The following is a 19,183-nucleotide window of genomic DNA, read 5'->3' as shown; positions in this document are numbered from 1 at the left end:
TGCGCTCACCAGGCGTCAGGCTCGCGCACCATGTGAACGATGCTGGCCGGGTTGGCGATCCAGAAGCCGCGAAAGCCTTTGCCCAGGGGCTCGACCGCGTCGCAATGGACGACGCCGGCCTTGGCGAGATGATCCGCAATGGCTGCAGAATTGTCGGTGAAAAGCTCAAGCCAGACTTCGGCCTGGCTCAGCATCGGCGCCTCGTCGATCCACAGACGGTTTGGGCCAAGCTCGAAGCCGATGGCCGGCGTCTTGGCGGTGAATGGCTTCAAGCCGACGACATCACGATAGAAGGCGATCGTCGCCTCGATTGATGCGGGGGCACTTTCATGGCGATGTTGATGCCACCGGTGATCTTCGCGGTCATTGCGGGCTCCGTTGCGCGGTTCATCTGTTTGTCTCGTTGGCCGGCTCGCCCCTCATCTCGCCGCGGTAGTAGCCGTCGCGCAGGTTGATGCCGTATTCGACATAGGCCTTCATGCAAGCCAGCATCTGCGACCAGCCCTCGCAATTGAGGTAGGATTTCTGCAGGCCGACCACGCCTTCCGGCCAGCCGGATTCAGCAATGGTCACAAGGGTGCCGCCATCGTCCAGCGGCTCGAAGTTCATCTCGATGCGTGTCTTGTAGGCCGGCCTGTCGTCGGCATCTGTGGCATCCCAGCGCAACACGATGCGGCTGTCCTTGACCACTTCATCGACCTCGACCGGCACTTTTCCCCACCAGACGACACCGATGCCGGCTTCCAGCGGGGCGCTGGCGCCGCCAATGGTGGTGAAATAGCCGCTGAGCTTCTCCGGATTGACGACTGCGTCGAAGACTTCTGCGACCGGTTTGCCGATGCGCCCGGAAACTCTGAATCCAAGAGACATATCCACAGCTCCTTCCTTGATTGGCTCGACGATATGTTATAGAAACATAACATGTCAAGCCAAACCCCAGACGATCACGTTTTCAAGGCGTTGGCGCATCCGCGCCGTCGCGAATTGCTGGATCAGCTGAAGGATGCGCCGCAGACGACCGGCATGTTGTGCGAGGCGTTTCCCGACATCGATCGCTGCACCGTCATGCTGCATCTCAAGGTGCTGGAAGAAGCCGAACTGGTGGTGGCAAAGCGCCAAGGGCGAGAGCGCTGGAACCATCTCAACGCGCTGCCGATCAAGCACATCCACGACCGCTGGATCAGCCAGTATGCCGGCCATGCGCTCAGCATTATCGACCGGCTGAAGTCCGATCTGGAGGGCTGAACCGGCGCGGCTGGACGAATTGAGCCGATTTATCTATAAGCCGGCCATTCCGACAGAGAACGCCGTGCATCCATCGCGTTGCACCTTGGACGGCTCTGAAAATTTGAATTCGAGTACCCGGGAGGACGAGGTGAGACCACCTCGCTTCGGGATGCTCTAGCCGAAGACGACAGGGGTGCCATGGCCGGCCATTCACAGTTCAAGAACATCATGCACCGCAAGGGCCGGCAGGACGCGGTGCGGTCGAAAATGTTTTCCAAGCTGGCGCGCGAAATCACCGTCGCCGCCAAGAGCGGGACGCCCGACCCGTCGATGAACCCGCGTTTGCGCCTGGCCATTCAGAACGCCAAGGCGGTGTCGATGCCGAAGGACAACATCCAGCGCGCCATCAACAAGGCATCGATGGGCGATGCCGAGAATTACGAAGCGGTGCGCTATGAAGGCTATGGGCCAGGCGGCGTGGCGCTGATCGTCGAGGCGCTGACCGACAACCGCAACCGCTCGGCCTCGAACGTGCGCGCCGCCTTCACCAAAGCCGGGGGTGCGCTTGGTGAAACCGGCTCGGTGTCGTTCATGTGGAACCGCGCCGGCGAGATTTACTATCCGGCCTCCGCCGGCAGCGCCGACAAGGTGATGGACGCGGCGATCGAGGCCGGCGCCGATGACGTCGAGTCCGACGAGGAAGGCCACACCATCTACTGTGCGTTCGAGAGTATGGGCGAAGTGTCTAAGGCGCTGGAAGCCTCGCTTGGCGAGGCCGAATCGGTGAAGCCGATCTGGCAGCCGCAGAACAATGTCCCGGTCGACGAAGAGCGGGCGCAATCGCTGATGAAACTGGTGGCAACGCTCGAGGACGATGACGACGTGCAGAGCGTCTACGCCAATTTCGAGGTCGACGACGAGACCATGGCCAAGCTCAGCGCGGCGTAGGTCCGTGCAATACAGTCGGATGCGAATATTGCTGTATGACGGCGGCCTGCCTATAGATTAGTCAGTTATCAGGGGGGGCCGATGACCGACTATAAAGAGGCAAGTTTTGCCGATGCGGTGGCCTGGCCTCGCCGGCCCGGCATATGGCGACGGTTTCTCGCTGCACTCATCGACTACCTTGTAATCCTGATCGCCCTCTATTTGCTCGTAGGGGCTCTATTTCTGCTGACCAACGGTGGCGTAAAAGGCAGCTTTTGGCTGAACTGGAAACTATGCCAGGAGGGTACGGTTCACGGTGCCCCGACACTTGCCCGTTATGACTGGCAGGTGTGTAGAACATCAGTACTCGGTTTGCCGGTCGCCATATGGAGCGTGGGTACGGCGCCGGGCTCAAAGCCTGGAGAAACCTCCTCAATCTCGATCGATCTGGATTCGCAAGGAAATTTCAGGCCTGCAGCATTGGACCTGGGTTTCCTCGAGCTGATCGCTCTGGCGTCTTATCTCCTCATTATGGAGTTGAAGTCCGGCCAATCAATCGGCAAGCGGCTCACGGAGCTCATTGTGCATGATGAGGACGACAGACATAGGGTCGGCCTGCCGGCGAGAAAGGCTGTTCGGCGGCAACTTTTCAAGTTTCTCGGCGCATTACCGATCGTCCTGACGGGAAGCTGGTATGCTTTTCAGGCTTGGGGCACCGCTCCCGGTGGCGTGCAGGATTACTCCAGCCTGGAAATAGTGGTTGCATCCGCCGCTCTCGTTTTGGTGCTGATCTGGCCGGTCTGGATCGCGATATCCATAGCTCTGGGCGACGACCCGATACACGATCGATTTGCAAAGACCACGGTGCGTATACAGGAGACCCAGACATGAGTGTGCCGGAGAGGCCACGCGTGGTCATCATCTATTGCACGCAGTGCCAGTGGCTGTTGCGGGCCGGCTGGATGGCGCAGGAACTGCTCTCCACCTTCGGCACGGATCTTGGTGAAGTGACGCTGGTGCCGGGCACAGGCGGCATCTTCACCGTTTCCTGCAACGATGTGCTGGTCTGGGACCGCAAGCGCGACGGCGGCTTTCCAGATGCAGCCAAGCTCAAGCAGCTGGTGCGCGACGTCATCGATCCAGACCGCGATCTAGGCCATTCCGACCGCAAGACCTAATCTGCGTCGAGATTCAGGTGAGGCCGGCCTGCAAATGACGGCTTCCTGCGCTTCCGGTGCACACGTACTTGAGTACGCTCCGCTCCGGTTCTCGGAAGCCACCATTTTCGACTCGACCTGACCTGAATCTCAACACAGCTTACCTTGCTTGACGACTTTCAGAGCAATGCGAAGATGAAGCAGGCCATCGACACGATGGCGGTGATGGTGCGGACGTGGTTCCACATCACCCATTGATTCAGATGGTTAGCCCACACGGCTGCGCCATTGGCGCTGGCCGGGTCGACGGCGGCGAGCGCATCGTTGAGCGGCACATTGAAGACCATGGTCACGATCGGGTTGCCGATCAAATAGATCACGGCGCCGGCAAGCAGCCAGTATAAGCCGGACTGGCTCCACCCCATGAGAACGGCGGCGATAAGCACCAGACAGAGCAGGCCGGTGCCGAACAGCGCCGTCATGAAGGTGGGCGTGATCACCGTGATGTTGATCGAATTCATCGCTGCGATGCCTTGGGGGACCGGCAGCCGGGCAAGCGCCGACATGATAAAGTTGGAAAAGGCGAAGAACACGCCGCCGACGACGCCCGAGCCGATGGCGGCGATGATGGTGAGGGTGGGAAGAAGCTTGATCATCTCAGTTGCTCCAGATGCCGGTTGCAGCGGTTTCATTTGCGTAGGCGGAAAAGTCTTTCGGCGCGCGGCCGAGCACACGCTGGACGCCGTCGGTCAGCGTCTCGTTGCGGCCGTCAAGCACTTCGGTGAACAGCTCGTTGAGCAGCCAGGCGATTTCGGGCGGCAGTTCGTATGCCGCCGTCGCGGCGGTGAATTCGTCATGCGAGATCTTGATATAGCGGATGTCGCGGCCGGTCGCCTTGGCGATCTCAGCAACCGCGTCGGCGAAGCTTAGCAGCCGCGGCCCGGTCAACTCATAGAGCTGGCCGACATGACCCGGTTCGGTCAGCGCAACGAAGGCAGCATCGGCGATGTCGTCGACATCGACGAAGGGCTCGCCAACAGGGCCGACAGGCAAAGCCACTTCGCCTTGCCGCAAGGACTCGACGAGAAAACCTTCGCTGAAATTCTGCGAAAACCAAGCGCAACGCAGGATCGTCCAGTCAGCGCCCGAGGCTTTGACCATCTCTTCGGCGCGCTGGGCTTCGGTCTCGCCGCGGCCGGAGAGCAGCACCATGCGGGTGACGCCATTTGCTACCGCAAGCCTGGCGAAGGCGCCGACGGTCTCGGCGGCGCCCGGCACGGCGATGTCGGGATAGTAACTGATGTAGACGGCGCCCACGCCCTGCATCGCAGGCTCCCAGGTCGCCGGAACCTCCCAGTCGAAGCGGGGGCTGCCGGAACGCGAGCCGATGCGCACGGGAATGCCCTGTGAGGTCAGCCGCTCGGCGAGGCGACGGCCGGTCTTGCCAGTGCCACCGAGGATCAGGACTGGTTTGGTGTTAGTCATTGGGGTTTTCCTTTGTTTGCAAATGTGAGTAATCCTCACATTTGCAAAACGTGATAAACCCTCGTATTTTGGGAGTCAAGCCGTTTGTTGGCAGATTTTGTCGAGACCGGAGGCCGTCATGGAAGACACAGCAACGCCCGCATCTGCCCAGGAGCAGGTCGCATCGCCGCGACGGGCGCCCACCCAGCAGCGCAGCCGCGAGCGGGTCGAGCGCATGCTGGCCGCAGCCTCGGCGCTGATTGCCGAGCAAGGCAGCGACGCCATGCGCATGGGCGAGGTGGCGGAGCGGGCCGCGGTGTCGATCGGCTCGCTCTACCAGTTCTTTCCCGACAAGCGGGCGATCGTCTGGGCGCTGGCCGAGCGCTATACCGCCGAAAGCCAGGCCTGCATCTCCTCGGCGCTCAAGGATGTCGTCGACGCCGAGGGCCTGCGGCAGGCGTTTTCGGAGCTGGTCGATATCTACTACCAGCTGTTCCTGGCCGAGCCGGTGATGCGCGACATCTGGTCGGGCACGCAGGCCGACAAGGCGCTGCGCCAGCTCGAACTTGCCGACAGCCGGGCGAATGCCGAATTCCTGACCACGGTGCTGAAGCGGCTGCATCCCGGCGCCGATCCGGTGGCGCTGGAGACGACGGCCTTCCTCGTCTGGCAGATGGGCGAGGCTGCCGTGCGGCTGGCGATCTCGGTCGACCGGCAGGAGGGCGACAGGCTGGTCGCCGCCTACAAGCGCATGGCGCTGCGGGAATTGGTGGACGGGTAGGCTCGCACCACCCTGGGAAGGGTCGCTTCGAAGCAGCAGGGTGGAGGCGTCGGACCACCCGACCCTTGGGCCGACCTCCCCACAAGCGGGAGGTATCGGCGCGTTAGCTTGAAGCGACTGACTTTGGCGGCAACAAAAAACCCGCCACAAAGGCGGGTTCTTGATTCAGCGATACAGGTAAACTTTAGAGGCCGAAGCCTTCGAAGCGCTTCTTGAACTTCGACAGGCGGCCGCCGCGGTCGAGCAGGGTCTGCTGGCCGCCGGTCCAGGCCGGGTGCGTGGTCGGGTCGATATCGAGGTTCATCGTATCGCCTTCCTTGCCCCAGGTCGAACGGGTCGAGTATTCGGTGCCATCGGTCATGACGACCTTGATGGTGTGGTAGTCGGGATGGATATCGGCCTTCATTGTCGTGCTTCCTGGCTTGCGGCGCTACAGACGGGCCCGCGGCCTGCGTCGATGCGCCCCTTTTTAAAACTCGAAGCCGCAGCTATTGAAAAGCCACGGCTTCTAAAACGGTCGGCGAGCCTATACATCAGCCGGAATTGAATCACAAGGCCACGGCAGGCGCATATTGAACGCGCCCACCTGGAGCGGCCAGAGGAAACGGTCATGGCGGACATCAGCGGCGAGCAAGACGGGCGCAGGCGCTCGCTCGGGCCGCTCAGGCGCCTATATCCCTACATATTCCGCTACCGCAAACTGGTCATAGGCGCCCTCATTTCGCTCGCCATCGCCGCGGCGACGACGCTGGCGCTGCCGCTGGCCGTGCGGCGCATGATCGATCACGGTTTCAGTGCTTCCGGCACCGTCTTCATCGCCGAGTATTTCGCCGCTTTGGTGGCGATGGCAGCCATTCTGGCGGCAGCGTCGGCCGGACGCTACTACTTCGTCATCACGCTCGGCGAGCGGGTCGTTGCCGACATCCGCAGCGACGTGTTTTCGCATGTCACGACGCTTTCGCCGTCCTTCTTCGACACCGCGCAATCGGGCGAGATCGTCTCGCGGCTTGCCGCCGACACCACGCAGGTGAAATCCGCGGTCGGCGCCACCGCCTCCGTGGCGTTGCGCAACGTCATCCTCGGCCTTGGCGCGGTGGCGATGATGGTCGTCACCAGCCCGAAACTGTCGGGCCTGGTGATCGCGGCCATTCCGCTCATCGTGCTGCCGCTGGTCGCGTTCGGCCGTTCGGTGAGGCGCCGGTCACGGCAGGCGCAGGATACGCTGGCGCAAGCGACCGCCTATGCCAGCGAGCAGATCGGCGCGGTGCGCACGCTGCAGGCGTTCACCAACGAGACGCTGGTCACCGGGCGGTTCTCGGCCGCGGTGGAAGCCGCCTTCCAAGCGGCGCGCTCGTCGATCTTCTCCCGATCGCTGCTCACCTTCTTTGCCATCTTCATGATCTTTTCCTCGGTCGTGGCGGTGTTGTGGTTCGGCTCGCGTGACGTGCTTGCCGGCACGATGTCGCCCGGTACGCTCGGCCAGTTCCTGCTTTACTCCGTGTTTGCCGCAGGCGCGCTGGGCGCACTGTCGGAAGTCTGGGGCGAGCTTGCCCAGGCGGCGGGTGCGGCCGAAAGGCTGACCGAGATACTCGACGAGACGCCGGCGATTCAACCGCCGGCCAATCCGCTGCCGCTGCCCGCCAAGGCGACAGGCGCGATCAGTTTCGACGACGTCTCCTTCTCCTACCCGGCAAGGCCGGACCGTGCCGCCGTCCACGGCTTGAGTTTTCAGGTCAAGCCCGGCGAGACGGTGGCGATCGTCGGCCCGTCGGGCGCCGGAAAGAGCACCGTCTTTTCGCTGATCCTGCGCTTCTACGATCCAGAAACCGGCCGCATCGCCATTGACGGCGTCGACGTGCGCGAAGCCGATCCGGCTGAAGTGCGGGAGCGCATTGCGATCGTGCCGCAGGATGTCACCATCTTTGCGGCAAGCGCGCGCGACAATATCGGCTTTGGCCGGCCGGGCGCGACGAATGCCGAGATCGAGGCCGCCGCCAGGGACGCGCTGGCCGACGAGTTCATCCTCAGGCTCGACAAGGGCTACGACAGCCAGGTCGGCGAGCGCGGTGTGACCTTGTCCGGCGGCCAGCGCCAGCGCGTGGCGATCGCCCGCGCCATCCTGCGCGACGCGCCGATCCTGCTGCTCGACGAGGCCACGTCGGCGCTCGACGCCGAAAGCGAAACGCTGGTGCAGACGGCGCTGGAACGGCTGATGCAGGGCCGCACCACCATCGTCATCGCCCACCGGCTGGCGACCGTGCTGAAGGCCGACCGCATCCTGGTCATGGATGGCGGCCGCATCGTCGAGGAAGGCACGCACCAGAGCCTGGTCGCCAAGGGCGGAATCTATGCAAGGCTGGCCAAGCTGCAGTTCGAAACCGGAGCAAGCGCCTTCAGGGGTGCCGCGGAGTAGCAACCCGCAATCAGGCGGGACCATACCGCTTGCGGAGATGCTCGGTGAAATGCGCGGCATTCAGTTTCTCGCCCGTGGCGCGCTCAAGCAGTTCGGGCGTCGACCAGCGCGATCCCTGCGACCAGATATTGTCGCGGCGCCAGTCATTGATGGCGGCGAAATTGCCCCTGGCGAGATCGCTGTCGGCTGAAGGATGGTCGCGCGTCAGCGCAGCCCATTGCTGCGCCGCCATCATGGCGCCCAGCGTATAGGACGGGAAATAGCCGAAGGCGGCGCCTGGCCAATGCACGTCCTGCATCGGTCCGTCGGCTGGGTTGTCGATGGTCGAAAGGCCAAGATACTCCCGCATCTTGGCGTCCCACGCTTCGGGCAGGTCGGCCGCCTGCAGCCGCCCCGAGACCAGCTCCTGCTCCAACTCGTAGCGCAGGATGACATGCAGCGGGTAGGTGACCTCGTCGGCGTCGACGCGGATCAGGCCGCGCTCGACCCGGTGCACATGCGGCAGGATGTCGTCGAGCGACCAGGCCTCGCCGAGATGCTTTTCCACCACCGGCAGCGCCCAGCGCCAGAATTCGGGGTTGCGGCCGATCTGCTTCTCGACGAACAGGCTCTGGCTTTCATGCACCGCCATGCCGCGCGCCTTGCCCAGCGGCCAGTGCGCCCAGGCCTTCGGCAGGTTCTGCTCGTAGAGCGCGTGGCCGGTCTCGTGCAGCACGCCCATCAAAGCCGACAGGAAATCGGACGTTTTGTAGCGGGTGGTGATGCGCACGTCGCTCGGCACGCCGCCGCAGAAGGGATGGTGCGATACTGACAGAGAACCATGGGTGAGGTCGAAGCCGACCGAAGCCATCATGGCGAGACCAAGCTCGCGCTGTTTGTCGATCGCATAGCTGCCGGAGAGCGGCTTCAGCGGGCGCTTGGCCAGTCGCGCTTCCTGTACGGCCAGCGCTTCCGGCACGAAGCCCTTCAGGAATGTCTTCAGCTCGGTGAAGACCGGCGTGATGTCGGCGGCGCGGTTGCCAGGATCGTATTGCTCCATCAGTGCGTCGTAGGGATCGAGGCCGAGCGCGTCGGCGCGCAGGGCGGCTTCCTCGCGCACCAGCGCGATGACACCTTCGAGCGCCGGCAGGAATCCGGCCCAGTCATTCTTGCCGCGCAGGTCGCGCCAGAGCTGCTCGGAGCGCATACGCGCCACCGTCTGGCGCTCGACGAATTCGACCGGCAGGCAGGTCAGGTTGGTGTATTGGCGACGCAGTTCGCGGACCGCCGCCTGCTGCTCCTCGTTCAGCGCCTCCTGTTCGGCGGCGGCGAGCCAGTCGGCGATCTCCGGCGCCGTTGCCCTGATATGCAGCATCCCGGCCAGGGACGACATGGCTTCGGCGCGCTTCTCGCCGCCGCCGACGGCCATGTGGGTCGCCTCGTCGGCGCCGAGGATAGCGAGCGCATGTTCCAGCGCTTCGAGCTTGTGGCCGAGATCATCGAGCTTCTGAAAAGACATGACAGGTTCCGCGTTTTGGACCGCGGGAAAAGATACCAACGCGCCAGGATTGGCAACCCTCAAAGGTGGCTATGCAGCTTGCGCCGGTGAGCTGGTGCGTGGAATGCTGGCTGACGGTGGAACACCGCCATGGAGGGGAGACTAAGATGATCGGCAATATCCTGGTCGGGCTGGTGGCCCTGATCCACCTCTTTATCGTCTATCTGGAGATGGTGGCGTGGGACACACCGCGCGGGCACAGGGCGTTCAACCTCAAGCCGGACTTCGCCAGCGCATCGAAGGTGCTCGCCGCCAATCAGGGGCTCTACAACGGCTTCCTTGCCGCCGGGCTGATCTGGGGCCTCTATCTCGGCGCGGCGGGATTCCAGATCAAGGTGTTCTTCCTGCTTTGCATCGCCGTCGCCGGCCTCTATGGCGCGGCGACTGCCAGCCGGAAGATCCTCTATATTCAGACCGTGCCGGCGGTGCTGGCCCTCGCTGCGCTGTGGCTGGGCTGGTGACAAAAAAGACGCCCTCGGAGCCAGATCCGGGGGCGTCAGACAGTCCCTTCCTCATTCCTGGAGATATCAGAGCGGATCTCAGCCGTTCGGATAATTCCCGCCGTCGGAGCCATCACCGATCATGAAGCCGCTGCCGGTGTCGGACATCAGCCTCTGATCGACATTGTCGAGGCGGCGCAGCAGATCGTGATATTGCGCGGCCGGGATCCGGCCATGGTCCGAAGCGGCGACCCGTTCGGCGGCCTGGCCGATATGCGCCGCACGCAGATGCAGCCACTGCGCTTCCGAGGTCGAGATGCCCTTGGTTTCGCGCGCATCCGCGATGCCCTGTTCGACGCCCCGCACCTGCTCGATCAGGCCGGTCACACGCGGACCGGTCATGTCGGTCGGGTCGCTGGCGTCGAGGGCGCCCTTGTGATGTCCGGCGGCATAGGCGCCGGCGAGTGGAACAGTGATCAGAAGTGTCGTGAGGGTTGCGGTCCTGAGAGTCTTCAAAGAGCGCATGATGTGCGTCTCCTCCTGCTATGGAAGGGGCAAGCGCTTTCGCTCCGCCTTCCGGAAGCGGGCCGTCCGGTTCCGTCGCGTCGCGATGGGAGGCATCGCCGGCGGTTCTCGGCCCTGCGCGTCAAAGTAGGAGCCCGGAAACGCGAAGTGTAATTAAAGAAAGATAATGTTTTCAGGCCTTGCCGACCTGGCGTTGCGCCCTAGAGTTGAGCCGGCAAACAATTTCGCGTGACTGAAAATCACCGTTCGGTGAGCTTCAGTTCAATGCGTCGGTTCTTGTTGCGGGCGTCTTCGGTGTCAGCGGGGTCGAGCGGCTGGAATTCGCCGAAGCCGGCCGCAACCAGCCGGTTGGCGGGCACGCCGTTCTCGATCAGGAACTTGACCACCGAGGTCGAACGCGCCGTCGACAATTCCCAATTGTCGCGATAGCGGCCGGCGCCGGACAGCGGCTTGTTGTCGGTGTGGCCGTCGACGCGCAGCACCCAGTTGATCTCGGGCGGGATTTCCTTTTGCAACTCGATGATGGCATCGGCGAGCTTCTTCATCTCGACCTTGCCGGCATCGTTGATCACTTCCGACCCGGTCGGGAACAGAACTTCCGACTGGAAGACGAAGCGGTCGCCGACGATGCGGATGTTCTCGCGGTCGGCGAGGATTTCGCGCAGGCGGCCGAAGAAGTCGGAGCGATAGCGGTTCAGCTCCTGCACGCGCTGCGCCAGCGCGACGTTGAGCCGACGGCCGAGATCGGCGATCTTGGTGTTGGAATCGCGGTCGCGCGTTTCGGACACATTGAGGGCGTCCTCGAGCGCGCCGATCTGCTTGCGCAGTGCTGCGATCTGCTGGTTCAGGATCTCGACCTGGCTCAGCGCCTGCTGGCTGATCTGGCGCTGGCTGTCGAGTTCGCCGCCGAGTTCCGCGGCGCGCTGGGTGGCGGCGTCGCCGGCGCCGGCACCTTGCGCCAGCAGCTGCTCGAGCCGGCTCTTCTCAGCTTCGGCGGCCGACAGCGACGCCTGCAGATTGGCCAGCGAATCGTCCTTGTCCTGCGCGCTCGAGCGCTCCAGCGCCAGCAACTGCGTCAGTTCGTTGATCTGCGAGTTGAGGCGCGTGAGCGCCGTATCCTTGCCGGAGAGTTCGCGTCCGAGCAGGAACTGCGCCAGCACGAAAACGGTGAGCAGGAACATGATGGCGAGCAGCAGCGTCGACAGCGCGTCGACGAAGCCCGGCCAATAGTCGATCCGGCGATCGGTGCGCCGGCCCCTGGCGAGAGCCATGCTAGTGGACCCCGGGTTTCTTCAGCGCGTCGGCGATCTTTTCCAGCGTGTTGCGCATCGCCTTCTGCTCGTCCGACTGGGCCTCGACCCAGTCGCGCATGATCTGCTGCTCGGAGCGCATGTTCTTGACCAGGCCGGAAATGCCGTCGGCGAGATTGGCCATGGCGGTGGCGACGCGCGGATTGGAGCCGCCGCCGCTTTCCTGCATGCTGCGCAGCCGTTCCGACAGGACCCGGATCTCGTCGGAGGATTCAGTCTTGGCCGGGTCGGCGACGGCGATGTCGGAGGAGAGATCGGTGACCGAGGACAGCCAGTTTTCAAGCTCGGTATAGAAGCGGGTCTGCGCGCGGCCGGCCTGCAGGTCGAGGAAGCCTAGCACCAGCGACCCGGAAAGGCCGAACAGCGAGGACGAAAAGGCCGTACCCATGCCGGCCAGCGGCGCCGACAGCCCCTGCTTCAGCGAATCGAGCACGGCGGCGGCGTCGCCGGTGCCGGGATCGAGCGATTCGATGGTTTCGCGGATCGAGCCGATGGTGTTGAGCAGGCCCCAGAAGGTGCCGAGCAGACCGAGGAACACCAGCAACCCGACGAGATAGCGCGAGGTGTCGCGGCTTTCGTCGAGGCGGGTGGCGATCGAATCCAGCATGGTGCGCATCGAAGACGTCGAGAAGGCGACCGTCGAGGAGCGGCCGATCATCGCCTTCATCGGCGCCAGCAGCACCGGCTCGGTGGTTTCGGAACCGGCGCGGAAGGAATTGACCCAGCGCACTTCGCGAAACAGTCGTCCGACCTGGGCGAAGGCAAGCAGGATGCCGACCACAAGGACGCCGACGATCAGGCCGTTGAGGCCGGGATTGCTCCCGAAAGCGGTCGAGATCTGGCGGGTGAGGATGGCGGCGATGAAGGCGACGATGACCAGGAAGATGACCATGGTCAGGAGGAAGACCTGCGGGCTCGACAGTTTGTGCGGATCGTACATCAGGACATCAGAACGCCTGCCCACGCCGAAGAATCTGAGAAAAGCCATCCGTGCCCCGTTTCCGATGCTCTATTTGCCTTGACGCAATTCCGAACGGGAAGCCGCTCATACTTCCCTGGAACCGCTCCAGTGCCGCCGATCACGTAATTCGCGACTCTAAACGGAATTGTGACCAAATTGAATGGCGCTTGGCAATATTGCCCGACTGTCGGGCCGCACCACGCCGTTCAGAGGCGGTTGACGACCAGGCAGTCGACCATGGCGGCAAGATGCAGCCCGGCGCCGGTGACGACAAAGCCGTGCCAGAGGGCATTGTGAAAGCGCAGGCGTTTCCAGGCGAAGAAGATGACGCCGCAGGAGTACACGATGCCGCCGGCGACAATCAGCGCGATCGAGGTCGTCGGCAACGTCGCCACCAGCGGCTTGACCAGGACGACGCCGCTCCAGCCGATGGCGAGATAGAAGACAATGGCCAGACGATCGAAGCGGCCGGGCAGGAACACTTTCATGGCAATGCCGGTCAAAGCAGCGGTCCAGACAAGGACAATCATCGGCAGCGCCAGCGGCGAGCCGTCGAGCTGGGCCAGAAAGGGCGTGTAGGTCGCGGCGATCAGGAGATAGATCGCCGCATGATCGAAGCGCCGCAAGATCCACTTCGCCGGCGACGTCACCGGCCACAGATTGTAGGTCAGCGAAATCGACAGCACAGTCAGCAGCGACACCACGAAGAAGGCGGCGGCGATGTATTCGCCGGGACCGGCATGGAAGGCGGCCAGCGCCAGCAACGCCGAGCCGGCGGCTATCGCCAGCACGATGCCGACCGCATGGACGATGCCATCGGCGATCATCTCCGCACGCGAGTAGTGCCAACGCCCGACATAAGGGATTTCAACTGGCTGGTCTGGCTGCGCTTCTCGCGAGGATAGTGAAGGTATGCTCGTCATAAAAAATCCTGCGTCACCCTTATCTGGGCGGCCGCCGGGCAGTATTTCAAGCTTTGATTGCGGTTTTGCGACTGCGGCGCTTCAGCACGCCGCGCCGGCATGCCAAGTGATCAGCGCGCCGAAAGCGGCTTCTTCACCGCCTTGAGCAGCGCGCGCTGGATGACCTCGTTGCCGGCGACGAGCGAACCCGCCTCGAGCATATCCTGGCCTCCATCCATGTCGGAGACGAAGCCACCGGCCTCGCGGATCAGCAGCAGGCCGGCGGCAATGTCCCAGGCCGAAAGGCCGGTTTCCCAAAAGCCGTCCATGCGGCCGGCGGCGACATAAGCGAGATCGAGCGCGGCGGAACCCAGGCGGCGCACGCCCGAGACCTCGGCCATCACATTGCGCAACTCGACGAGGAAATTGCCGTGCTGGCCGCGGCCGAGATGCGGCACGCCGCAGCCGATGACGCAGTCGGTGAGCTTGCTGCGGCCGGCAACGCGCAGCCGGCGATCGTTCATGAAGGCGCCGCCGCCGCGCTCGGCGGTGTAGAGCTCATCCATTGCCGGATTGTAGATGACAGCGGCGACCAACTGGCCCTGTCGCTCCAGCGCGATCGAGATGGAAAAGATCGGAATGCCGTGCAGGAAATTGGTGGTGCCGTCGAGCGGGTCGACGATCCAACGGTGCTGGTCGTCGTCCCCTGCGATCATGCCGCGCTCTTCCATCAGGAAGGCATAGCCCGGCCGTGCCTTCGACAGTTCGGCAAACAGGATGTCCTCGGCCTTGCGGTCGGCTTGGCTGACATAGTCGCCCGGTCCCTTCATCGACACCTGCAGGTTCTGCACCTCGCCGAAGTCGCGCGACAGCGAGCGGCCGGCCTTCATGGCGGCCTGGACCATGACATTGAGAAGTGCGGAGCGTGCCATCGTATCTGTTCCTGCCTACGTGTCAGTCTGCGCGGCGCATGTAGGTGAGTTCGTTGGTGTCGACGACGATGCGTTCGCCGGCGCCGATGAATGGCGGCACCAGCACGCGGATGCCGTTTTCCAGGACCGCCGGCTTGTACGAGGACGCGGCCGTCTGGCCCTTCACCACCGGGTCGGCCTCGGTGATGGTCAGCGTCACCTGGTCGGGCAGCGAAATGCCGATCGGCCTGTCCTCATAGAGCTGGACCGTCACCATCATGCCGTCCTGCAGGAAGGCGGCGCGGTCGCCGACGAAATCCTTCGCCAGCTCGAGCTGCTCGTAGCTCTGCGTGTCCATGAACACCAGTGCGTCGTCCTGGGCGTAGAGGAAGGAAAAATCCTTCAGGTCGAGCCGGATCTGCTCGACGGTCTCGGCCGAGCGGAAGCGCTCGTTGAGCTTGGTGCCGTTGATCAGGTTCTTCAGTTCGACCTGGTTGTAGGCACCGCCCTTGCCGGGCTTGACGGTGTTGGTCCTGACCGCCACCCAAAGGCCGCCATCGTGCTCGATGACATAGCCGGGACGGATTTCGTTGCCATTGATCTTGGCCATGATGAGATTGATCCGGGATGCTACCAACGGCTTGGCCGTTGGTATGGGGATGGTCGCTGGACAAGCGATTTCAGGCCCCCAAGACCACAAATCGGCAGGAGAGGCAAGGGATGCCAGATCGCCCGACAAGGGCCGGTAGCCTCAAACCTGGGCTGCAATGACTTTGCCGACGGCCTCGACTATGGCATCCGCAGCCTCAGTCAGCCGGTTGAGATGAGGCGAACGAAGTGCGGCGACCTGCAAGGAAAGGTCGACATCTTCCGTGTTGACCAGCATGAGGCCGTCGGGAAGTCCGCGCCTTGCAAGACGCAACGGCACTAGCCCAAGGCCGTGCCCCCGACGGACCCATTCCATCTGCAAGGCCGGATCCTGTATCTCCGCCGCGATCTCGAAACAACGCCTTCCGCCGACCAGAACCGACATGAGTTTCTGGCGCGCGTCGCAAGGGGCCGGACTAAGCACCCACGGCATGGGTGTCCGGCCACCGTCTTCCGGATCGGGGACGGTGGACGCAGCTATGACGCCAAGACGTTCAGTGCCAAGCGCTTCCGGGCCTGGCTTATCCGACGATCGCAGAACAATCGTCACATCGAGCTCGCCGCGTTCGAATTGATCGATCAGTTCGGCGCTCCAGCCGGTCTTGAGCCGTAGCGACACTTTCGGGAACGCCGCCGCGGCGTTGCCGATGGCCCCGGCGATGTCGCGGTCCGAGAGGCCATGGGCGAGACCCAGGCGGAACAGTCCTTCCGGCTCGGTCTTTCCGGCGAAGGATTTCAGCGCTTCTACGGAAGCGATGATATCGCGTCCGCGCGCCAGCACTTCCAGCCCCGTCGGCGTCAGTCGCGGCGGCTTTTGCCGGCGGTCGAGCAGCGTCGTGCCAAGCATGTCCTCCAGCCGCTGGATTTGCCGGGTCACAGCCGGCTGCGTCAGCGGCAGGCGCCGGGCGACCTTCTGGATCGAGCCCTCCTCGGCAAACAGGGCGAGCGTGCGCAATTCCTCAAGCATAGCCAGAACGATGTTTTGCAAGCATAATCATTCTGAACATTATAAATTTGAAATCCACCGCCTGGCAAGCGATTTTCCATTCAAACGGAAGGACAATGCCAATGAAGGCAATCGAACTGCAGAAGCCGGGCGGCATCGACAATCTCAAGATGGTCGAACGACCAACGCCGGAGCCCGGCCGTCAGGAGATGATCGTCCGCGTCAAGGCGACGGCGCTCAACTACCGCGATGTCGAGATCGCGCGCGGCAGCTATCACACGACATTCCCCTTGCCGCTGGTGCCGCTTTCCGACGGCCTCGGCGAGGTCGTTGCGGTTGGCTCCGAGGTCAGCCGCTTCAAGGTCGGCGACCGGGTCTGCGGCACGTTCTGGCAGCGATGGGTCGGCGGCAGCTTCGCCATGGCCGAACCCTCATACCAGCGCGGTGGCCCCATCGACGGTTTGCTGAGCGAATTCGCCCGGCTGGACGAACAGGCGGCTGTCATCGCGCCGGCGCATCTCAGCGATGTCGAGGCGGCGACGTTGCCTTGCGCCGCCGTCACTGCCTGGCATGCGTTGTTCACCGAGGGCAAGCTCAAGCCAGGCGAAACCGTGCTCAGCCTCGGCACCGGCGGCGTGTCGCTGTTTGCCGTGCAGTTGGCAAGGGCGGCCGGAGCGCGCGTCATTGTTACGTCGAGCAGCGATGAGAAGCTTGCCCGGGCGAAGGGGCTTGGCGCGCATGATGGCGTCAACTACCGCGACAATCCGTACTGGTCGTCGGCCGTGCTGGCGCTGACCGATGGCCGCGGCGCCGACCACATCATCGAAGTCGGTGGTCCCCAAAGTTTCGCGCAGTCGCTCAAGGCGTCGGCGCGCGGCGCCCAGATCAACGTCATCGGCTATCTCGGCGGCAGCGAAGGGGCGATCAATCCGCTCGACATCTTCCGCCGCCAGGTGAAAGCACGCGGCATACCGGTCGGCTCGCGCGAGTCCTTCGAAGCGATGAACCGGGCGCTCGCCGTCAATCGGCTGCGGCCGGTGATCGACCGGGTCTTCCCATGGGCAGAGGCAGCGCAGGCCTTTCGCCATCTCGAACACGGCTCTCCCTTCGGCAAGGTCGTGCTGGATCATACACAGTGACGTTGCGTGTCAGGGCAGGCGGTTGGCCTTCTGCAAGGCTTGCTTTGTCTGGTCGTCGGTCAGCCCTTGCAGGAAATCGTCCATCTCCGGATCGATAAGGCCGGCGCGGCGGGCGACCACATACCAGGCCCCAGCCAGGATCAGGTCGGGGTCGGTGCCGATGCCGCCCATATAGAGCTTTGCCAACCGGTTCTGGGCAGCGACATTGCCGCCTTCAGCTGCCTGCTTCATCCAGTTGAAGCCGGATTTCAGGTCGCGAACACCGCCCCGGCCCTCGATCATCCAGGCGGCAAGATCGATCTGCGCGGTGTCGTAGTTCTGCCTGGCAGCCTGTGCCAGCAAGCTGCGGGCCTTTGCATCGTCGCGGGTCTTGCCGCCGACGCCATTGGCATAGACCTGCGCCATCGCATACTGGGCGTCGGCAAGCCCTGTCGCCGCGGCACGCTCATAATAAGGCACAGCCCTGGTGATGCCGGCATCGCCCGGATCCTGCTGCACGAGCAATTGCGCGAAGTTGAACTGCGCCAGCCGGTTGCCGGCCTCGGCGGCGGCCTGCATCAGCGCATAAGCTCCCTTCTCGTCCTTCTTGACGTAGCGGCCGTCGAGCAGCATCAGCGCATACTGGAACTGCGATTCAGGAATCCCTTGCTCGGCGGCCTGCGCATACCATTTGGCGGCTTCCGCTGGGTTGAGCGGCACGCCCAACCCGCGCGACAGGATCTCGGCCACCAGCGTTTGCGCCGCCGGGTCGCCATTCTGAGCCCGCACCAACGCCAGATTGTAGGCCGTCTTGTAAAGGCCGCGCTGGAAAGCGCCATAGGCGGGGTCCGCCGGCTTGGCGCCGAAACGTTCGGGGTTGATCGCGTCGGCCGACGGCAGCGGCGCGGTTGTCGCCGGCTGCGGCAGCGGGGTGTCGATCGGCTTGTCGATATGGACGCCGGAATCCGTGGCACCGGCTTTTGGGGCACCCGCATCGGGAGCGATCGCATCCGGCACGCTGAGGGCGGGCGCGCTGGTGTCCGGCCTCGGCTGCGGCAGCGGAACGGTCTCCGCCGCGATCGCTGCCCCGCTCATCAAGGCTGCGACGAGAATCGCGAGAGGAAGTCCAGGTCGGCGCACGTCAGCCCTCGAAGCGCGGCGCGGTTTGGTCGAGCAGCGCATTGGCGGCAGCAATCGCCGCCTTCGGATCGGCGCCTTCGGCGAAGACAGCGCTTGAGACGGCCACGAACTCGGCGCCAGTGGCGGCCACCGCTTCTACCGAGGCGATGGCGGAACCGGCCATGACCACGCAAGGGATCTCAATCACGTCCGCCCACCATTGCCCAAGCGACAGGTTGCGCGGATGCGGTTCCGGCTTGTTGTCGTAGCCGAAGCGGCCGAAGAAGATGTAGTCGGGCCTGGTTTCGCCGAGTTCCAGCGCGTCGTCGCGCGTCTTGGCGCCACCGGCGCCGACCATCATCTTGCCCTGGAAGTGTTCGATGGTCTCGGCGAGCGCGTCCTTGGAAACCTCGACATGAATGCCGTCGGCCTGGACACGGCCGGCAATGCGGGTATCGCCGGCGATGATGACGGCGATGCCGGCCGCTTGCGCCGCCGGTACGATCTGTTCTGCAAAGGCCTGGAAGGCAGCCTCGTCCATGCCGTTCTCAGGCAGGATCAGCGAAGCGATATCACCGCCGTCGAAGGCAGCCGCAATGCGCTGCGCCGGAGCGTCCTTGGGTGCGATCAGCACGATGCGGCAGCGGTTGGGGGGTGTTGCGTCGTTCATTGGCTTTCGATCCCGGGTTTCGCCTATGCCGGGCGAAGATGGTTGCATTGCGGCATAGAACAAAGCGCCCGCCTTGAACAGGCGGGCGGGGATCGATGCGCTGGCTTTGGTTTACGATCGCCGGCGA

At 63.7% G+C, this 19,183-nt stretch carries 22 protein-coding genes and 1 pseudogene; 8 read left to right on the top strand and 15 right to left on the bottom strand.

Annotated elements, in window-relative coordinates; genetic code table 11:
• Nucleotides 1–5 precede the first annotated feature (5 nt).
• Together NKI61_RS12605 and NKI61_RS12600 are read right to left on the bottom strand one after the other, a co-directional pair.
• Nucleotides 6–367 (bottom strand): annotated as a pseudogene (locus NKI61_RS12605) (VOC family protein).
• A gap of 20 nt (nt 368–387) precedes the next feature.
• Nucleotides 388–870 (bottom strand): SRPBCC domain-containing protein, encoded by a 483-nt coding sequence (locus NKI61_RS12600; protein ID WP_023684154.1) that lies wholly within the window; start codon nt 868–870, stop codon nt 388–390.
• A 51-nt stretch (nt 871–921) separates the two neighbouring features.
• Here NKI61_RS12600 and NKI61_RS12595 point away from each other — a divergent pair, with 51 nt between their 5' ends.
• From NKI61_RS12595 to NKI61_RS12580, 4 genes are all read left to right on the top strand, one after another.
• Nucleotides 922–1,245: an ArsR/SmtB family transcription factor gene (locus NKI61_RS12595; protein ID WP_352839671.1), complete on the top strand. Its 324-nt coding sequence runs from the start codon at nt 922–924 to the stop codon at nt 1,243–1,245.
• A gap of 180 nt (nt 1,246–1,425) precedes the next feature.
• The gene (locus NKI61_RS12590) at nt 1,426–2,175 is read left to right on the top strand and encodes a YebC/PmpR family DNA-binding transcriptional regulator (RefSeq protein WP_023668740.1); all 750 of its coding nucleotides are present in this window, start codon (nt 1,426–1,428) and stop codon (nt 2,173–2,175) included.
• 81 nt (nt 2,176–2,256) lie between these two features.
• Nucleotides 2,257–3,045 (top strand): RDD family protein, encoded by a 789-nt coding sequence (locus tag NKI61_RS12585; RefSeq protein WP_352839669.1) that lies wholly within the window; start codon nt 2,257–2,259, stop codon nt 3,043–3,045.
• A complete protein-coding gene (locus NKI61_RS12580; protein ID WP_352543842.1) occupies nt 3,042–3,332 on the top strand; it encodes an Rdx family protein in 291 nt (96 codons plus the stop codon). Before NKI61_RS12585 ends, NKI61_RS12580 begins: the two co-directional genes overlap by 4 nt.
• A 158-nt stretch (nt 3,333–3,490) precedes the next feature.
• Here the strand turns inward: NKI61_RS12580 and NKI61_RS12575 are convergent, their stop codons facing one another.
• The gene (locus tag NKI61_RS12575; RefSeq protein ID WP_352543841.1) at nt 3,491–3,967 is read right to left on the bottom strand and encodes an anthrone oxygenase family protein; all 477 of its coding nucleotides are present in this window, start codon (nt 3,965–3,967) and stop codon (nt 3,491–3,493) included.
• Nucleotide 3,968: 1 nt separating this feature from the next.
• The gene (locus NKI61_RS12570) at nt 3,969–4,796 is read right to left on the bottom strand and encodes an NAD(P)H-binding protein (protein WP_023806576.1); all 828 of its coding nucleotides are present in this window, start codon (nt 4,794–4,796) and stop codon (nt 3,969–3,971) included.
• A gap of 118 nt (nt 4,797–4,914) precedes the next feature.
• Here NKI61_RS12570 and NKI61_RS12565 point away from each other — a divergent pair, with 118 nt between their 5' ends.
• Complete coding sequence (locus tag NKI61_RS12565) at nt 4,915–5,556, top strand: TetR/AcrR family transcriptional regulator (RefSeq protein WP_023700270.1); 642 nt, start codon at nt 4,915–4,917, stop codon at nt 5,554–5,556.
• Nucleotides 5,557–5,740: 184 nt separating this feature from the next.
• Here NKI61_RS12565 and rpmE read toward each other — a convergent pair whose 3' ends face one another.
• Complete coding sequence (gene rpmE / locus NKI61_RS12560) at nt 5,741–5,962, bottom strand: 50S ribosomal protein L31 (protein ID WP_023668748.1); 222 nt, start codon at nt 5,960–5,962, stop codon at nt 5,741–5,743.
• Between the two features lie 204 nt (nt 5,963–6,166).
• Here rpmE and NKI61_RS12555 point away from each other — a divergent pair, with 204 nt between their 5' ends.
• Complete coding sequence (locus NKI61_RS12555; protein WP_023668749.1) at nt 6,167–7,969, top strand: ABC transporter transmembrane domain-containing protein; 1,803 nt, start codon at nt 6,167–6,169, stop codon at nt 7,967–7,969.
• A gap of 10 nt (nt 7,970–7,979) precedes the next feature.
• Here NKI61_RS12555 and NKI61_RS12550 read toward each other — a convergent pair whose 3' ends face one another.
• On the bottom strand, nt 7,980–9,467 hold the full coding sequence (locus NKI61_RS12550; protein ID WP_352839667.1) for a carboxypeptidase M32: 1,488 nt from the start codon (nt 9,465–9,467) through the stop codon (nt 7,980–7,982).
• A 146-nt stretch (nt 9,468–9,613) separates the two neighbouring features.
• Between NKI61_RS12550 and NKI61_RS12545 the strand changes: the two genes are divergently transcribed.
• Complete coding sequence (locus tag NKI61_RS12545; protein ID WP_023668751.1) at nt 9,614–9,967, top strand: DUF1304 domain-containing protein; 354 nt, start codon at nt 9,614–9,616, stop codon at nt 9,965–9,967.
• A 78-nt stretch (nt 9,968–10,045) separates the two neighbouring features.
• Here NKI61_RS12545 and NKI61_RS12540 read toward each other — a convergent pair whose 3' ends face one another.
• From NKI61_RS12540 to NKI61_RS12510, 7 genes are all read right to left on the bottom strand, one after another.
• Nucleotides 10,046–10,471: a hypothetical protein gene (locus NKI61_RS12540; RefSeq protein WP_023737876.1), complete on the bottom strand. Its 426-nt coding sequence runs from the start codon at nt 10,469–10,471 to the stop codon at nt 10,046–10,048.
• 239 nt (nt 10,472–10,710) lie between these two features.
• A complete protein-coding gene (locus tag NKI61_RS12535) occupies nt 10,711–11,742 on the bottom strand; it encodes a peptidoglycan -binding protein (RefSeq protein ID WP_023684164.1) in 1,032 nt (343 codons plus the stop codon).
• A gap of 1 nt (nt 11,743) precedes the next feature.
• Nucleotides 11,744–12,769 (bottom strand): MotA/TolQ/ExbB proton channel family protein, encoded by a 1,026-nt coding sequence (locus tag NKI61_RS12530; RefSeq protein WP_352839665.1) that lies wholly within the window; start codon nt 12,767–12,769, stop codon nt 11,744–11,746.
• Between the two features lie 179 nt (nt 12,770–12,948).
• Nucleotides 12,949–13,665, bottom strand: a complete 717-nt coding sequence (gene trhA / locus NKI61_RS12525; protein WP_023688947.1) for a PAQR family membrane homeostasis protein TrhA — start codon at nt 13,663–13,665, stop codon at nt 12,949–12,951.
• A 110-nt stretch (nt 13,666–13,775) separates the two neighbouring features.
• The gene (locus tag NKI61_RS12520) at nt 13,776–14,576 is read right to left on the bottom strand and encodes an inositol monophosphatase family protein (RefSeq protein WP_023684166.1); all 801 of its coding nucleotides are present in this window, start codon (nt 14,574–14,576) and stop codon (nt 13,776–13,778) included.
• Between the two features lie 22 nt (nt 14,577–14,598).
• Nucleotides 14,599–15,165: an elongation factor P gene (efp, locus tag NKI61_RS12515; protein WP_023668757.1), complete on the bottom strand. Its 567-nt coding sequence runs from the start codon at nt 15,163–15,165 to the stop codon at nt 14,599–14,601.
• Nucleotides 15,166–15,306: 141 nt separating this feature from the next.
• Entirely contained in the window at nt 15,307–16,191 is an 885-nt protein-coding gene (locus NKI61_RS12510) for a LysR family transcriptional regulator (protein WP_352839663.1), read from the bottom strand.
• Between the two features lie 80 nt (nt 16,192–16,271).
• On the opposite strand from NKI61_RS12510, the gene NKI61_RS12505 reads away from it, so the two are divergent.
• Entirely contained in the window at nt 16,272–17,288 is a 1,017-nt protein-coding gene (locus NKI61_RS12505; RefSeq protein WP_352839661.1) for a zinc-dependent alcohol dehydrogenase family protein, read from the top strand.
• 9 nt (nt 17,289–17,297) lie between these two features.
• Here the strand turns inward: NKI61_RS12505 and NKI61_RS12500 are convergent, their stop codons facing one another.
• Both NKI61_RS12500 and NKI61_RS12495 read right to left on the bottom strand, forming a co-directional pair.
• Entirely contained in the window at nt 17,298–18,362 is a 1,065-nt protein-coding gene (locus NKI61_RS12500; RefSeq protein WP_352839660.1) for a tetratricopeptide repeat protein, read from the bottom strand.
• 46 nt (nt 18,363–18,408) lie between these two features.
• Nucleotides 18,409–19,056, bottom strand: coding sequence for a thiamine phosphate synthase (locus tag NKI61_RS12495; RefSeq protein WP_023716070.1), 648 nt, complete (start codon nt 19,054–19,056; stop codon nt 18,409–18,411).
• Between the last annotated feature and the right edge of the window lie 127 nt (nt 19,057–19,183).

It is taken from the genome of Mesorhizobium sp. M0514, from assembly GCF_040321145.1.
Taxonomy (GTDB): domain Bacteria; phylum Pseudomonadota; class Alphaproteobacteria; order Rhizobiales; family Rhizobiaceae; genus Mesorhizobium.
Note: the sequence above shows the minus strand (reverse complement) of the source record. Positions and strands in the feature narration are given on the sequence as shown.

What these genes read in the sequence shown, in the direction of transcription:
- NKI61_RS12550 (WP_352839667.1), bottom strand. Translation starts at nt 9,467, where the DNA reads ATGTCTTTTCAGAAGCTCGATGATCTCGGCCACAAGCTCGAAGCGCTG.
- NKI61_RS12595 (WP_352839671.1), top strand. Translation starts at nt 922, where the DNA reads ATGTCAAGCCAAACCCCAGACGATCACGTTTTCAAGGCGTTGGCGCAT.
- NKI61_RS12555 (WP_023668749.1), top strand. Translation starts at nt 6,167, where the DNA reads ATGGCGGACATCAGCGGCGAGCAAGACGGGCGCAGGCGCTCGCTCGGG.
- NKI61_RS12505 (WP_352839661.1), top strand. Translation starts at nt 16,272, where the DNA reads ATGAAGGCAATCGAACTGCAGAAGCCGGGCGGCATCGACAATCTCAAG.
- NKI61_RS12565 (WP_023700270.1), top strand. Translation starts at nt 4,915, where the DNA reads ATGGAAGACACAGCAACGCCCGCATCTGCCCAGGAGCAGGTCGCATCG.
- NKI61_RS12520 (WP_023684166.1), bottom strand. Translation starts at nt 14,576, where the DNA reads ATGGCACGCTCCGCACTTCTCAATGTCATGGTCCAGGCCGCCATGAAG.
- NKI61_RS12600 (WP_023684154.1), bottom strand. Translation starts at nt 870, where the DNA reads ATGTCTCTTGGATTCAGAGTTTCCGGGCGCATCGGCAAACCGGTCGCA.
- NKI61_RS12570 (WP_023806576.1), bottom strand. Translation starts at nt 4,796, where the DNA reads ATGACTAACACCAAACCAGTCCTGATCCTCGGTGGCACTGGCAAGACC.
- NKI61_RS12540 (WP_023737876.1), bottom strand. Translation starts at nt 10,471, where the DNA reads ATGCGCTCTTTGAAGACTCTCAGGACCGCAACCCTCACGACACTTCTG.
- NKI61_RS12495 (WP_023716070.1), bottom strand. Translation starts at nt 19,056, where the DNA reads ATGAACGACGCAACACCCCCCAACCGCTGCCGCATCGTGCTGATCGCA.
- trhA (WP_023688947.1), bottom strand. Translation starts at nt 13,665, where the DNA reads ATGACGAGCATACCTTCACTATCCTCGCGAGAAGCGCAGCCAGACCAG.
- NKI61_RS12535 (WP_023684164.1), bottom strand. Translation starts at nt 11,742, where the DNA reads ATGGCTCTCGCCAGGGGCCGGCGCACCGATCGCCGGATCGACTATTGG.
- NKI61_RS12590 (WP_023668740.1), top strand. Translation starts at nt 1,426, where the DNA reads ATGGCCGGCCATTCACAGTTCAAGAACATCATGCACCGCAAGGGCCGG.
- NKI61_RS12530 (WP_352839665.1), bottom strand. Translation starts at nt 12,769, where the DNA reads ATGGCTTTTCTCAGATTCTTCGGCGTGGGCAGGCGTTCTGATGTCCTG.
- rpmE (WP_023668748.1), bottom strand. Translation starts at nt 5,962, where the DNA reads ATGAAGGCCGATATCCATCCCGACTACCACACCATCAAGGTCGTCATG.
- NKI61_RS12580 (WP_352543842.1), top strand. Translation starts at nt 3,042, where the DNA reads ATGAGTGTGCCGGAGAGGCCACGCGTGGTCATCATCTATTGCACGCAG.
- NKI61_RS12575 (WP_352543841.1), bottom strand. Translation starts at nt 3,967, where the DNA reads ATGATCAAGCTTCTTCCCACCCTCACCATCATCGCCGCCATCGGCTCG.
- efp (WP_023668757.1), bottom strand. Translation starts at nt 15,165, where the DNA reads ATGGCCAAGATCAATGGCAACGAAATCCGTCCCGGCTATGTCATCGAG.
- NKI61_RS12545 (WP_023668751.1), top strand. Translation starts at nt 9,614, where the DNA reads ATGATCGGCAATATCCTGGTCGGGCTGGTGGCCCTGATCCACCTCTTT.
- NKI61_RS12585 (WP_352839669.1), top strand. Translation starts at nt 2,257, where the DNA reads ATGACCGACTATAAAGAGGCAAGTTTTGCCGATGCGGTGGCCTGGCCT.
- NKI61_RS12500 (WP_352839660.1), bottom strand. Translation starts at nt 18,362, where the DNA reads ATGAGCGGGGCAGCGATCGCGGCGGAGACCGTTCCGCTGCCGCAGCCG.